We start from the raw sequence: 13262 nt of genomic DNA, 5'->3' as shown, positions 1-13262 counted from the left end.
TATACCAAACTGCCGTCATGGTGCTCCCGTCAAGCGTTCCGACCGATGTCCGTCCCGTTACGGCTCCGTAAAAGCCCCTCGGGTCGGCGAAAATGACCTCATGGGCTCCCCCACCACGAAGATCGAACCCCTGGGCGCGGTGCGCGAACGTGTCCTCGCGACCCTGCGGCAGGACATCATCGCGGGACGTCTGGGCCCGGGCGACCGGCTGGTGGAACGGGAGCTCGCCGAGCGGTTCGGGGTCTCCCGGGTGCCGGTCCGGGAGGCGATCCGGGCCCTGGTCGCCGAGGGCTTCGTCCTCTTCGAGTCGGCCCGCCGCACGGTCGTCCGCCGGCTGACCCCGACCGACGTCAAGGAACTCTTCGAACTGCGCGAGGCGTTGGAGGTGTACGCGGCCGGGCTGGCGGCGGCGCGGGCGACCCCGGAGGCGCTGGCCGAGCTGCGGGAGCTGCTCGGCCGGGCGGCCGCGGCGACCGAGGCGGGCGACGCCGAGACGATCACCGACATCAACACCCGTTTCCACGACCGGATCCTGGCCCTGGCCGGCAACAGCCTGCTCATCTCGGTCATGGAACCGGTCGACGGCCGGTTGCGCTGGCTCACCCGACGGAACGAGGAGTGGCCCCAACTCCTCACCGAACACCGCGAGTTGTACGACGCGATCGCCTCGGGCGACCCGGACCGCGCCCGCGCCCGCGCGCTCGGCCACGTCCAGGCCAACTACCGGTCGACCGTCCGGCACCTGTTCGACGAGGACGCCGGCGACTAGCGGCGGAATCCGGCTGCCCGGCAGCCGACCAGTAGCCATCCACGGGAACACCAGTTCGCACAGAGATCTCCTAGAGCTCTCCTCACCAGTGAAGATCGAAAGGGATCCGCACGGACCGGAGACGGATCCGAACGGACCGGACGTGGAGGGCATGACCATGGTGAGCAGACGGGGGCTGTTGAGCGGAGCCGCGCTGGTGGGGATGGGCGCGGTGGCCGGCATGACGGCGGGTACGGGGTCCGCCGCCGCCGACGAGCCGCTGGACACGCCGTTCACCCCGGTCGCCGCACCGCATCTGGCCGAGGCCGAACAGCTGGTGCGGTACCAGCGGCTGCTGGCGGCCGGCTATCTGCCGACCGGACTGGCCGGGCACTGGCCGCTGGACGGCTCCGGCGCCGACCGCTCCGGCCTGGACCACCCGGTCGCCCTGGGCCCGGGAGCGAGCTGGACCAGTCTGCGGGCGGGCGGCGAGCTGAGCTTCGACGGCACCGCCGGTGCCTACGCCGCCACCGCCTCCGTCCTGGACACCACGGCCCCGTTCACGGTCACGGCCTGGGTCCGGCTGGCCGACGACGCCGTGCTCACGAACATGTACACGGCCGTGAGCCAGGACGGCGGCAGCGTCAGCCGCTTCCTGCTGCAGTACGACGACACGGCCGGCACCTGGGCGTTCAAGGTACGCAGCGAGGACCAGAGCACCAAGGTCTCGGCGCTCGCCGCCGCCCCGGTGACGAAGACGGGGGTCTGGACCCACCTGGCAGGCGTCTGGGACGGCACCCGCGTCCAGCTCTACGTGAACGGCGTCCTGGAAGGCAGTGCCGACACCACCCTGTCCTGGACCGCGCCCCAGGGCCTCAGCATCGGCCGGGCCCGCTGGGACGGAGGTTACGTCAACCGCTTCAAGGGCGCGGTCGACGACGTCCGCGCTTACGGCCGTGTGCTCGATGCCGATGAGATCGCCCTGGTCAGCGGGCGTACGGCGCGCGCGAACAACGTCTATCTGATGGACACGTCGGCGACCGTGACCTGGGGCCGCCCGGACGACCTCGCCGACTGGGTGGCCCGGGCCCGCTGCTCGTCCTTCGTCACGGCGCTGCTCAAGCACACCTACGGCTGGGCCACCGACGCCTACTTCCTCCAGTACTTCCAGGAGAAGGGCCCGGAGGCCGCCGACTACTGCTCGGCGTTCCGGAACAACACCGCCGGCCCGCGCTTCCGCCGTATCCGCAAGGTCGCCGACCTGCGGCCGGGCGATCTGATCGCCGTCGACTACAACGGGCAGGACGCGGAGAACACCGGGCACATCGTCCTGGTCCGCGAGGTCAAGGGCGTCTTCAGCGGGGTCGCCGACTTCACCGGCGAGACCCAGTACGCCGTCGAGATCGTCGACTGCACCTCCGACCCGCACGGCGTCTACGGCCTCACCAACTACCCGCGCTACCCGGACACCCGCATGGTCAGCAACGTGGACGGCGAGAGCTTCCAGGGCGTCGGCATCGGCCACATGATGTTCTACGCCTCCGACGCCACCGGCGAGTTCTCCCGCTACCGCTGGAGCGTCAACTCCTCCGCGTCCACCGGCACCCACACGGTGGACGACCGCCCGGTGGCGGCGGCCCGGATCGTCTGAGCCCCGCTCGTCAGTCCGGCCCTCACGTCGGCCCTCACCCCAGTCCGGCCGCCTCCGCCGCCGTCCGCAGTACGTCGCGGAGCATCTCGGGGGTGAGGCGACCGGTGAAGGTGTTGCGCTGGCTGACGTGGAAGCAGCCGAAGAGGTCCAGCCCGCCGAGACCGACCCGGGCGCCGTGGGCGAAGGCCGGGCGGGGCCGCGGCACGGTCCAGCCCGCCTCCGTGAACGCCGGCAGCGCGGCCTGCCAGCCGAAGGCGCCGAGTACGACGGCTGCGCGCAGCGTCGGCCGCAGCAGCGTCAGCTCCTCGGTCAGCCAGTGGCGGCAGGCGTCACGCTCCTCGGGGGTCGGCTTGTTGGCGGGCGGGGCGCAGTGCACGGGCGCGGTGACCCGCACTCCGTACAGCTCCAGGCCGTCGTCGGCGCTCACCGAGGTCGGCTGCGAGGCGAGCCCGACGTCGTACAGCGCCTGGTACAGCACGTCGCCGGAACGGTCGCCGGTGAACATCCGGCCGGTGCGGTTGCCGCCGTGCGCGGCCGGGGCGAGGCCGATGATCAGCAGCCGGGCGTCGGCGGGCCCGAAGCCGGGGACGGGCCGGCCCCAGTACGTCCAGTCGGCGAACGCGGCCCGCTTGGTACGCGCCACGTCCTCCCGCCAGGCGACCAGGCGGGGACAGGCCCGGCAGCCACTGACGCGCTGGTCGAGGTGGGCGAGCTGGGTGCGGGGGGTGCGGTTCACGTTTCAACGGTAGGGCCGGTCCGGCGGGCGGAGGCGGAGGAAGGGTCGGCGGGGGGCGAGGACGAGGTGTGCCGGAGCGGCTCGGGTGGAGTGGCGGGGGTGCGCGGGAGCACCATGTCGGTCAGTGCGAGGTGGCGGCCGCGGGTTGTGGGTGGCTGATCGCGCAGTTCCTCCCCCAGCCTTCGGCCGGGGGGTACCCCCAGCGCCCCTGTGGGGCGCGATGGTGGGCGTCGGCAAAACGGTTCCGGCCGTGTCGGCTCGGGGAGCTAAAGTCGAGGCATGGCTTCTGAGGATGCGGACGACGGCAGGGAGCGGGTGAGCGGTGGGACCGAGGCACCCACCACCGCGGCCGGGACCGACGAGGGAGCCGAGGCCTCCGCCAACCCGACCCCCGACCCCGCCGCAATCGCCGCGGCCGTAGCCGCCGCCGAGGCCGCGGGTCCCGCTGCCGGTGAGAACGTGCGGATCGACAGCTGGGTCTGGGCCGTCCGCCTGATCAAGACGCGGTCCATGGGAGCCACCGCCTGCCGTGGCGGACATGTCCAGGTGAACGGCGAGCGGGTCAAGCCCGCCCACTCCGTACGCGTGGGCGACGAGGTGCGGCTGCGCCACGAGGGGCGGGAGCGGGTCGTCATCGTGAAGCGGCTGATCCGCAAGCGGGTCGGCGCCCCGGTGGCCGCCGTGTGCTACATCGACAACTCACCGCCGCCCCCGCCCCGCGAGGCCTTCGCCCCCATCGGCATGCGCGACCGCGGCGCCGGCCGCCCCACCAAGCGCGACCGCCGCGAGCTGGAACGACTGCGCGGCCTCGGTGGCATGGGTGGGACGGGCGGCACGGGCAGCGCGGGTGGGGCCGGCACGGGTGGGATGGGCTCGGCAGGCCGACCGAGCGGTGGACGCCCCGGCGGACGGTGATCCGCCGGGCCGGCCCCGCGGAGTTCGGCCCGGCCCGGCCGGAGGACCCGGCTCCATGTACGCTCCGCGGGTCCACCCACGCTATGCCGCCGGAACCGCCCTCACCCACGTCCCGTCCTCGGTCAGATACTCGGCCACCTCCAGTCCCGCCTCCGCGAGCGCCTCCTCGAACTGTTCCTGGGTGAGCGGCCGGGTCAGGAAGGTCTGGGTCCAGGTCGCGTCCGGGAACTCGTACTCCGCGCGCACCGAGTTCACCCCGTCCCCGACCGGCTCGGCCGACACGATCCGGACGGTGTAGCCGCCGGGGTCGACCCGCTCCCTCGGCACCTTGGCGTGGTAGTCCGCGCCCTCCCGCTGGATGAGCACGCAGCCGTCGGCCGCCAGGTGCGCCACGCAGGTGCGCAGCATGCCCCGGCGCACCTCCGCGTCCCCGGTGTGCACCAGGAACGACGCGAGCATCACCACGTCGAACTTCTCGCCCAGGTCGAGCCCTTCGATGGTGCTGCGTATGGTGCGCGCCCCGCGCACGCGCGCCAGCATCTCCGCCGACTCGTCCACCGCCGTGACCGTGAACCCGCGCTCCAGGAGCGGGTGTGTCATGCGCCCCACACCGCTGCCCAGCTCCAGGATGCGGGCACCGGCCGGGACCGCCGCCTCGATGATGTCCGGCTCGGCGCCGACGGTCAGGCGCGAGTAGAGCTCGACCGCGCAGCCGTCCGGGGTGATCGCTCCCGGACCCGTTCCCTCGTACCCCTCACGCATTTCAATCGTCATGCCCGAACAACGGCCGGTCTCCGCGCCGCCGTTCCCGAACCCCGACGGTTCACTCGTTCGGGCAGTTCGAAAGCTCGACGGGAACTTTCCTGCATCCAGGCGCAGTTGACGGCCGTCACTGGTCCCACGGGAACCATCCGTGCCCGACGTACCAGTGGCCGCCCGCCCGCAGATGGTCGCCGACCACCCGCTCCACCGACGTCCGCCGGGGCAGGTCCGCCACCGGCAGGTCCGGGTCGCCGAAGACGAAGGCGACCGGTGTGGTGTCGGCCGGCTCCCGGTCCTGCCACCCGGGGCGGAACCGCTCCTGGAAACGGATGATGTTGGAGTCCGCGGGGAGGTACCGGCGCAACTGCGGGTCGAGCAGCCAGGAGTGGCAGGTCGCGACGGCGTGGGGCTCCTCAGGGAAGTGCCGCGCGAAGAACTCACGGGCATGGTCCAGGGAGCGGTCGCAGGCGACCGGGGTGAGCGGCCCGAGGAAGTCGGGGATGTGCAGGTCCAGGGAGGGCTCACCGCCGGTCACCTCGGTACCGGCCGACCCGATCGCCTGCGCCGTGCGTTCGCCGAGTCCCGTCCGCTCGTACTGCAGCCGTCCCAGCTGGTAGAGCCGCCCGCAGAAGTGCCGGGTGAGCCAGTGCGCCTGGCGCGCTCCCAGCCCTCCTCTGCCGTACCGCCGGCGATGCAGTGCCATGCCGCGGCCGAGGTCGGCGAGCGTGTGGCGGGAGACGTCGTCGGGAATGCCGCGCGCCCGGTGCACCGCGCGGACGTGCGGTACCGCCGCGAGGAAGACGTAGACGAGGAAGTACTCGCCCAGGGCGGCCGGGGCCTGGGCGGCCCGGTCACCGAGCCCGAACGGGTCGTCCACCTCCCGGACGGCACCGGTCACGTCCTCGGCGCCCTCCTCCAGCAGCCGCCGCACCCCGGGGTCGGCGGTCACGGCCCGCCGCAGCGCCACCACCTCGTTGATGTCCTCGTGCGGCACGGCGAGGTCGAGGAGCAGGTCGGGCAGGTCGGCGGCGTCCGGCAGCACGGCGGGGTCCCCCTTGGTGAACGTCCGGTCGAGGAGTACGTTGCAGACAGGAGTGGTGATCCGGGATGCGTACGGGCAGTGAACCGGTGACCGCCCGCAGTGCGCTGCGGGCGCGGTTGTGGCTGAGCGTGTGGGGGGTGGCCTGGGCCATCTTCGGCACGGCGGCGTTCGCGCTGGTCGGGCGCCCCGGCTGGGCTGCTGCCTGCGGGGTGCTGTGGCTGGTGGCCACCGTGGACATGGCCGTGATCCTCAGGCACATCCGGCAGGGCCCGCACTATCAGCCGGGCCGCGATGTACCGCCGTACCGGCCCGCGGACACCCGCCCGCCGCCGTTCCGGCGCCCGCCGCAGCACCGTCACCCGTGAGGGAGCATCCGGACACGCTCCGTCGGCTCATGCGACGCGGGCCCACGCTCCGTCGGCTCACGCCCCGCCTTCGAAACGGGCCGCTTTCAGGTACTCCGGGTTCGGGTCGAGGGCGGCCGCCAGCCGGAAGTGGCGTATCGCGAGGTCGGCGCGGCCCTGGCGCTGGTAGGTGCGGGCGAGCGCGAAATGGGCGAACGCGTTGTCCGGTTCGCGCTCCAGGACGATGGTGAACTCCAGCTCCGCGGGGCGCAGTTGCGCGGCGGCGAAGAAGGCACGTGCGCGCAGCAGCCGAGCGGCGGTGTTCTCGGGGTGCGCGCCGATCACTCCGTCGAGCAGCTTCACCGCGCCCCGCGGGTCCCGTGCGTTGAGCAGTTGCTCGGCGGCACGGAAGTCGATGACATGCGTCTCCGGAGTACGTCCGGTCGAACCGCTGGTCTCGGGCACGGCACAGTCCTTCCCTCACTGAAGCGGTTCAACGCCCGGACGGGTGCCCGCTATTTCGAAGACGCATTCCGCTCGCTCGAACCCGGCGTCCGCGCGCGGCGCAGGAGGTCGGCCCACACCTCCTGGACGCGCTGCCGGAGCACGTCCAGGGGGACGTCGTTGTCGATCACGATGTCCGCGATCTCCAGGCGCTTCTCGCGCGTCGCCTGCGCGGCCATGCGGGCGCGGGCGTCCTCTTCGGTCATCCCCCGCAGCCGTGTCAGCCGGTCCAGCTGGGTCTCGGGGGCCGCGTCCACGACGACCACGACGTCGTAGAGCTGTGCGAGGCCGTTCTCCGCGAGGAGCGGGACGTCGTGGACCACCACGGCGTCGTCGGCGGCCGCGCTCTCCAGCTCGCGGGAGCGGGCCCCGACAAGGGGGTGCACGATCGAGTTCAGTACGGCGAGTCTCGCGGGGTCGGCGAAGACGATCGAGCCGAGCCTGGGCCGGTCCAGGCTGCCGTCGGCGGTCAGCACCTCGGGGCCGAAGGCCTCGGCCACGGCGGCCAGACCGGGGGTCCCGGGCGCGACGACCTCACGCGCGATGCGGTCCGCGTCGATCAGCACCGCGCCGTGCCCGACGAGCAGCCGCGACACCTCGCTCTTGCCGGCGCCGATCCCGCCGGTGAGGCCAACTTTCAGCATGCCCCGAAGCTTAGGCCCTGCCACCGACACCGGCCGTGACAGGGTTCGGTCGACGTCGCACCGGCCGGGCTCGCCGCCCGGCCGGTGCGTGATCGTGTGCGGGCGGGCCTCAGTTGTCGCCCTCCCGCTCCGCGAGGAAGCGCTCGAACTCGAGGCCGATCTCGTCCGCCGAGGGGATCTCCACCGGCTCGGCGAGCATGTTGCCCCGGGTCTCGGCGCCCGCCGCCGCGTCGTACTGGTGCTCGAGACCCTGCACGAGGGCGGTCAGCTCCTCGTCGCCCTCCTGGATCTGGCTGTCGATCTCCGTCTGGGTGCGGTGCGCGTCCGTGCGCAGGGCGTGCGCGATGCCCGGGAGGACCAGGCCGGTGGCGGCCGTGACGGCCTCCAGGACGGTCAGGGCGGCGTCCGGGTAGGGCGAGCGGGCGATGTAGTGCGGCACGTGCGCGGCGACGCCCAGGACGTCGTGTCCGGCTTCCATGAGGCGGAATTCGAGCAGCGACTCGGCACTGCCGGGCACCTGGGCCTCGTCGAAGGGGCTGCGGTGTCCGGGGACCAGGTCGGTGCGGTTGCCGTGCGGGGTGAGGCCGACAGGGCGGGTGTGCGGGACGCCCATGGGGATCCCGTGGAAGTTCACGGACAGGCGGACGCCGAGCCGCTCCACGATCTGCCGTACGGCGGCGGCGAAGCGCTCCCACTCGACGTCGGGCTCGGGGCCGGACAGCAGCAGGAAGGGGGCGCCGGTGGCGTCCTGGACCAGCCGGACCTCGATGCTGGGTTCCTCGTACTCGGTCCAGCGGTCCCGCTTGAAGGTCAGCAGCGGGCGGCGGGCCCGGTAGTCCACGAGCCGGTCGTGGTCGAAGCGGGCGACGACCTGGTGGGGCAGCGAGTCGAGGAGCCGGTCGACGATCTGGTCGCCGGTCTCGCCCGCGTCGATGTATCCGTCGAAGTGGTAGAGCATGACAAGACCGGCCGATTCCTGGGCCAGCGCCATGTCGACGACCGCCAGCCCCTTCGGCTCCCATGCGTACAAACCCTGCGGATCAAGCACTGTGACCGCTCCTCCTCGTGTTCGTACGGGTCAACGCGGCACTGACCACAGGCATTCCCGCCGGAACCCCGAACAGGCGCCTTTCACCGCCTTCTCATGACAGAAGCCTTCTCATGACAGAAGCGGGTGCACGCGCGCGTGCGTGCGTCCGCACCGGACCGGTCACGCGCGCGTGCCGGGGTCAGGCGGCCATCACGCGCGCGTGGAGCGCCGTCACCGCCTTGCGTGCCGAGCTGAACGCGCCGTGCTGCCAGGCGTCCGTGTAGCTGAGCCAGTCGCCGGCGAACCAGACCCGGCCGGCGGGCTCGTTCAGGGGCTTGTAGCGCGCGTCGTCGGGGCCGCCGGGGGTGTCGTGCCAGGCGGCCTCCAGGTGGGGCGTCTGGCGCCAGTGGTGGGAGAAGGAGGAGGCGAGTTCGGTGCGGTACTTGTCGCCGTAGATCTTCACGCCGGCGGCGACCGCCCGCTGTTCGCGCTGGGCCGGGGTGAGCCTGGCGTAGGAGTCGGCGTCGTCGTCGTAGTTGTAGTAGCCGATGAGAACGCCCCGTTCGCCGTGGAAGCCGTACGAGGGGTGCCAGATGTGGGTGACGTCCTGGTCGGTCTCGGTGATGCCGCCGTAGATGTGGTGGTCCAGCTCCCACCAGCGGGAACGGTATTCGAGGCCGATCTTGGCGGCCGACGACGGGGTGACGGCCGCCAGGGCGCTCTGCACTCCGGAGCCCAGGTTGTGCGGCACCTTGGCGAGGATGTTGGGCGGCATGGCGGCCACGCAGTAGTCGGCCTCGACGACCTTGGTACGGCCGCCCTGGATGTACGTCACGGTGACGCCGTGGCCGGTGTCGGTGATCCTGGAGACGACGGCTCCGGTACGTATGTGCCGGTCGCCGATCGCCCGGGTGAGCGCCTTCGGTATCTGGTCCATGCCGCCGACCGGCTGGAACATCAGCATCGCCTGGTCGAAGCCGAACTCGAACGAGAAGTAGCGCCCGACTCCGCTCGCAAGCACCGCGGAGGCGGTCGGGACATCGCCGAGGAGCACACCGGGGGTGCCGGCGGCGGCCGGTACGGTCGTGTATCCGCGCCGCTCACCGCCTTCGTACGTCAGTTTGTCGCCGAGTTCGCCCCAGTCCTTGAGGAACTCGACGAGCCGCTCCTGGTCGGTGGCCGTCAACTCCTTGTCCAGCGCACCCTTGTTCGTCGCTTTGGCGAGCAACTCCGAGACATAGCCGTACACGTCGGCCTTGGCGGTGCGGTATCGCTCCGGCTTCGTCATGCCGGCGGACTCGTTGTAGATGTAGGCGTCGGCGTTGACGTTCGTGAACACCTGGATGGGGACGCCGAGCTCGCGACAGTAGTCGAGGGTGATCATCCACTGCGGGATCCGGGCCGGCCCGGCGTTCATGTAGTGGCCGTCGGCGAAGCGCGCGGTCTGCGTGTTGCCGTAGAGGTCGGTGGTGGAGTCGCCGCCGCGCACCGTGAAGTTGCGCCCGCCGGTGCGGTCCCTGGCCTCCAGGATCGTACAGTCGTAGCCTGCTTTGCCGAGTTCGTAGGCGGTCGCGAGGCCGGCGATGCCGCCGCCGAGGACGACGACTCTGGCCGCGGCGCGCCCGGTGAGGGTGAAGTCGCTCGCGCTGAGCGCCCGGAAGGGCTGTTCGCGCTGGGCGGCTTGGGCGGTGGGGGCGAGTCCGAGCGCTCCCATGGTGGCGAACATGGCGCCGGCGCCACCGGTGAGACCGACGTTTCTCAGAAACGACCGCCGACTCGTCCCCGACCCGTACTGAGGCTGTGTCATGACGCGACTCCCCTTCCGATCTTGAACGAAGACCGGGGAAGCGTCCCAGCGCCGCGTTACGGCCCAGCGGCTATTCGTGTATCCCACACGTTTCGACCGGCGACCACGCCGACTCCCCCAGGAGCGCGACGGGCGGCCACGCCAACTCCCTTAGGGGCGCGGGGCTGTGTCGATGTGCGGCTCCGCCGCGTGGGCGCGACCAACCCCCACCGGCCGCCAGCCGAAGAACAACCGGACAACACCAAGGGGCCGCACCTCGAAAGGTGCGGCCCCTCGGTCAGGAGCTACTGCTCAGTGAGCGTTCAGCTCTGGCCACCCGCGAGCTTCTCGCGCAGCGCGGCCAGCGCCTCGTCCGAGGCCAGCGCGCCGGAGGTGTCGGCGCCCTCGGAGGAGTACGAACCGCCACCGGCGGCCGGAGCCGCACCCGCGGCGTCGCCACCCTCGGCAGCGGCAGCGGCGTCGGCCTCGCGGCTCTTGATGACCTGCTGCTGGTGCTGCTCGAAGCGCTGCTGCGCCTCGGCGTACTGGTGCTCCCACGCCTCGCGCTGGGTCTCGTAGCCCTCGAGCCAGTCGTTGGTCTCGGGGTCGAAGCCCTCGGGGTAGATGTAGTTGCCCTGGTCGTCGTAGGACGCGGCCATGCCGTACAGGGTCGGGTCGAACTCGACCGAGGCCGGGTCGGCACCGAAGGACTCGTTGGCCTGCTTCAGCGAGAGGCTGATGCGGCGGCGCTCGAGGTCGATGTCGATGACCTTGACGAAGATCTCGTCGTTGACCTGGACGACCTGCTCCGGGATCTCCACGTGGCGCTCGGCCAGCTCGGAGATGTGGACCAGACCCTCGATGCCCTCGTCCACGCGGACGAACGCACCGAACGGAACCAGCTTGGTGACCTTACCCGGGACGACCTGACCGATCTGGTGGGTCCGGGCGAACTGCTGCCACGGGTCTTCCTGGGTCGCCTTCAGCGACAGGGAGACACGCTCGCGGTCCATGTCGACGTCGAGGACCTCGACGGTGACCTCCTGGCCGACCTCGACAACCTCGGACGGGTGGTCGATGTGCTTCCAGGACAGCTCGGAGACGTGGACCAGACCGTCGACGCCACCCAGGTCCACGAAGGCACCGAAGTTGACGATCGAGGAGACGACACCGGAGCGGACCTGACCCTTCTGGAGGGTCGTGAGGAACGTCTGGCGGACCTCGGACTGGGTCTGCTCCAGCCAGGCACGGCGGGACAGGACCACGTTGTTGCGGTTCTTGTCCAGCTCGATGATCTTGGCCTCGAGCTCCTTGCCCACGTAGGGCTGGAGGTCGCGGACGCGGCGCATCTCGACCAGGGAGGCCGGGAGGAAGCCGCGGAGGCCGATGTCGAGGATGAGACCACCCTTGACGACCTCGATGACGGTACCGGTGACGATCCCGTCCTCTTCCTTGATCTTCTCGATGGTGCCCCAGGCACGCTCGTACTGGGCGCGCTTCTTCGAGAGGATCAGGCGGCCTTCCTTGTCCTCCTTCTGGAGAACAAGGGCCTCGATCTCGTCACCGACGGCGACGACCTCGTTGGGGTCGACGTCGTGCTTGATCGAGAGTTCGCGGCTCGGGATGACACCTTCGGTCTTGTAACCGATGTCGAGCAGGACCTCGTCCCGGTCGACCTTCACGATGACGCCGTCGACGATGTCGCCGTCGTTGAAGTACTTGATCGTCTCGTCGATCGCGGCGAGGAAGGCTTCCTCGTTACCGATGTCGTTGACCGCTACCTGCGGGGTGGTGGCGGTGGTCTCGGTGCTGCTCGTCATGTGAGAAAGGGCTCCGGTACGGACATTGAAGTCGTAGGTACTGCTTACGCCGGGAGCCTGTTTCGCTCTGTAGAAGCCGGACAGCCTAGGAAGCGCCACCTTTACCACTGGTGACGCCTCGACAACCGAGGGGACATACAACAGATGCGAGCGCAGCCTGCTACGTCTGAGGTGCGCAGGCCCGCAGCGCAACTTGTAGCATACGGGGGCAGCCGGGCAGGGTCAATGCGCGAAGGCGCACACCCGGGGCGGAACACCGCATACCCGGCACAAGAAACGTCCCACCAGGCCACGCACGCCTGAGAGACCCCCTCCGTGACACACCGCTGGCGGGTTGCACGGAAGAGTACGACGAGGGAGCCGATCATCCAAGAGCCCGATTCGTTCGACCTGGAAGAGGCCGGTGCGACGACCGGCGCCGAGGCCGAACCGGAAGCCACCCGGCGTGTCGCCGGGGTCGCGGAGAGCAGTCTGGCCAACCGGGGCTGGTGGGACCGCAACGCCGACGAGTACCAGGTCGAGCACGGCACGTTCCTCGGCGACGACCGTTTCGTGTGGGGTCCCGAGGGCCTCGACGAGGTGGAGGCGGAGCTGCTCGGCCCGCCGGAGGAGCTGAAGGGCAAGGACGTCCTGGAGATCGGCGCCGGCGCGGCCCAGTGCGCACGCTGGCTGGCCGCCCAGGGAGCCCGGCCGGTCGCCCTGGACCTCTCGCACCGCCAGCTCCAGCACGCGCTGCGCATCGGCGGATCGTTTCCCCTGGTCTGTGCGGACGCGGGCGCGCTGCCCTTCGCGGACGCCTCCTTCGACCTGGTGTGCTCGGCGTACGGCGCGCTTCCCTTCGTCGCCGATCCGCGTCTGGTGCTGCGCGAGGTGCGCCGCGTGCTGCGGCCGGGCGGCCGGTTCGTCTTCTCGGTGACGCACCCGATCCGCTGGGCGTTCCCGGACGAGCCCGGCCCCGAAGGGCTCTCGGTCTCGGCCTCCTACTTCGACCGGACGCCGTACGTCGAACAGGACGAGGACGGCCACGCCGTGTACGTCGAGCACCATCGGACGCTGGGCGACCGGGTCCGGGACATCGCCTCATCGGGTTTCCGGCTCGTCGACCTCGTGGAGCCGGAGTGGCCGGCCTGGAACACCTCCGAATGGGGTGGCTGGTCCCCGCTGCGGGGCCATCTGATCCCCGGGACGGCGATCTTCGTGTGCGAGCGAAGCGAGATGGGGGTCCCCCCGGCCGAAGGCTGAGGGACGGACTGACCGCCTCGGTAAGCCCACGCGCAAAA

13 protein-coding genes are annotated in these 13262 nt (G+C 71.0%); 5 read left to right on the top strand and 8 right to left on the bottom strand.

Annotated elements, in window-relative coordinates; translation table 11 throughout:
- Positions 1–100: 100 nt before the first annotated feature.
- Together ABT137_RS09630 and ABT137_RS09625 are read left to right on the top strand one after the other, a co-directional pair.
- Positions 101–769 carry a GntR family transcriptional regulator gene (locus ABT137_RS09630; protein WP_351705123.1) on the top strand — a complete coding sequence of 223 codons (669 nt, stop codon included), beginning with the start codon at positions 101–103 and terminating at the stop codon, positions 767–769.
- A gap of 157 nt (positions 770–926) precedes the next feature.
- Entirely contained in the window at positions 927–2399 is a 1473-nt protein-coding gene (locus ABT137_RS09625) for a LamG domain-containing protein (protein ID WP_351705120.1), read from the top strand.
- A gap of 34 nt (positions 2400–2433) precedes the next feature.
- On the opposite strand, the gene ABT137_RS09620 is transcribed toward ABT137_RS09625, so the two are convergent.
- Positions 2434–3135, bottom strand: a complete 702-nt coding sequence (locus ABT137_RS09620) for a uracil-DNA glycosylase (protein ID WP_351705117.1) — start codon at positions 3133–3135, stop codon at positions 2434–2436.
- 279 nt (positions 3136–3414) lie between these two features.
- Here ABT137_RS09620 and ABT137_RS09615 point away from each other — a divergent pair, with 279 nt between their 5' ends.
- Positions 3415–4050, top strand: coding sequence for an RNA-binding S4 domain-containing protein (locus ABT137_RS09615; protein WP_351705115.1), 636 nt, complete (start codon positions 3415–3417; stop codon positions 4048–4050).
- An 81-nt stretch (positions 4051–4131) separates the two neighbouring features.
- Here ABT137_RS09615 and ABT137_RS09610 read toward each other — a convergent pair whose 3' ends face one another.
- Positions 4132–4812 carry a class I SAM-dependent methyltransferase gene (locus tag ABT137_RS09610; protein WP_351705810.1) on the bottom strand — a complete coding sequence of 227 codons (681 nt, stop codon included), beginning with the start codon at positions 4810–4812 and terminating at the stop codon, positions 4132–4134.
- 127 nt (positions 4813–4939) lie between these two features.
- The gene (locus ABT137_RS09605) at positions 4940–5854 is read right to left on the bottom strand and encodes an acyltransferase domain-containing protein (RefSeq protein WP_351705112.1); all 915 of its coding nucleotides are present in this window, start codon (positions 5852–5854) and stop codon (positions 4940–4942) included.
- A gap of 65 nt (positions 5855–5919) precedes the next feature.
- On the opposite strand from ABT137_RS09605, the gene ABT137_RS09600 reads away from it, so the two are divergent.
- The gene (locus ABT137_RS09600; protein ID WP_351705109.1) at positions 5920–6219 is read left to right on the top strand and encodes a DUF6343 family protein; all 300 of its coding nucleotides are present in this window, start codon (positions 5920–5922) and stop codon (positions 6217–6219) included.
- A gap of 57 nt (positions 6220–6276) precedes the next feature.
- Here ABT137_RS09600 and ABT137_RS09595 read toward each other — a convergent pair whose 3' ends face one another.
- From ABT137_RS09595 to rpsA, 5 genes are all read right to left on the bottom strand, one after another.
- Complete coding sequence (locus ABT137_RS09595) at positions 6277–6663, bottom strand: tetratricopeptide repeat protein (protein WP_351705106.1); 387 nt, start codon at positions 6661–6663, stop codon at positions 6277–6279.
- Positions 6664–6713: 50 nt separating this feature from the next.
- Positions 6714–7346 (bottom strand): dephospho-CoA kinase, encoded by a 633-nt coding sequence (coaE, locus tag ABT137_RS09590; protein ID WP_351705103.1) that lies wholly within the window; start codon positions 7344–7346, stop codon positions 6714–6716.
- 109 nt (positions 7347–7455) lie between these two features.
- On the bottom strand, positions 7456–8394 hold the full coding sequence (locus tag ABT137_RS09585) for a PAC2 family protein (RefSeq protein WP_351485635.1): 939 nt from the start codon (positions 8392–8394) through the stop codon (positions 7456–7458).
- Positions 8395–8575: 181 nt separating this feature from the next.
- Positions 8576–10102 carry a flavin monoamine oxidase family protein gene (locus ABT137_RS09580; protein ID WP_351705807.1) on the bottom strand — a complete coding sequence of 509 codons (1527 nt, stop codon included), beginning with the start codon at positions 10100–10102 and terminating at the stop codon, positions 8576–8578.
- A gap of 383 nt (positions 10103–10485) precedes the next feature.
- Positions 10486–11982, bottom strand: coding sequence for a 30S ribosomal protein S1 (gene rpsA / locus ABT137_RS09575; RefSeq protein WP_351705100.1), 1497 nt, complete (start codon positions 11980–11982; stop codon positions 10486–10488).
- 366 nt (positions 11983–12348) lie between these two features.
- Here rpsA and ABT137_RS09570 point away from each other — a divergent pair, with 366 nt between their 5' ends.
- Complete coding sequence (locus tag ABT137_RS09570) at positions 12349–13224, top strand: class I SAM-dependent methyltransferase (protein WP_351705804.1); 876 nt, start codon at positions 12349–12351, stop codon at positions 13222–13224.
- Positions 13225–13262: the final 38 nt, after the last annotated feature.

Source organism: Streptomyces sp. NPDC001980 (assembly GCF_040296885.1).
In the GTDB taxonomy this organism is placed as follows: Bacteria; Actinomycetota; Actinomycetes; order Streptomycetales; family Streptomycetaceae; genus Streptomyces.
This window is presented reverse-complemented; position numbering and strand designations above follow the sequence as displayed.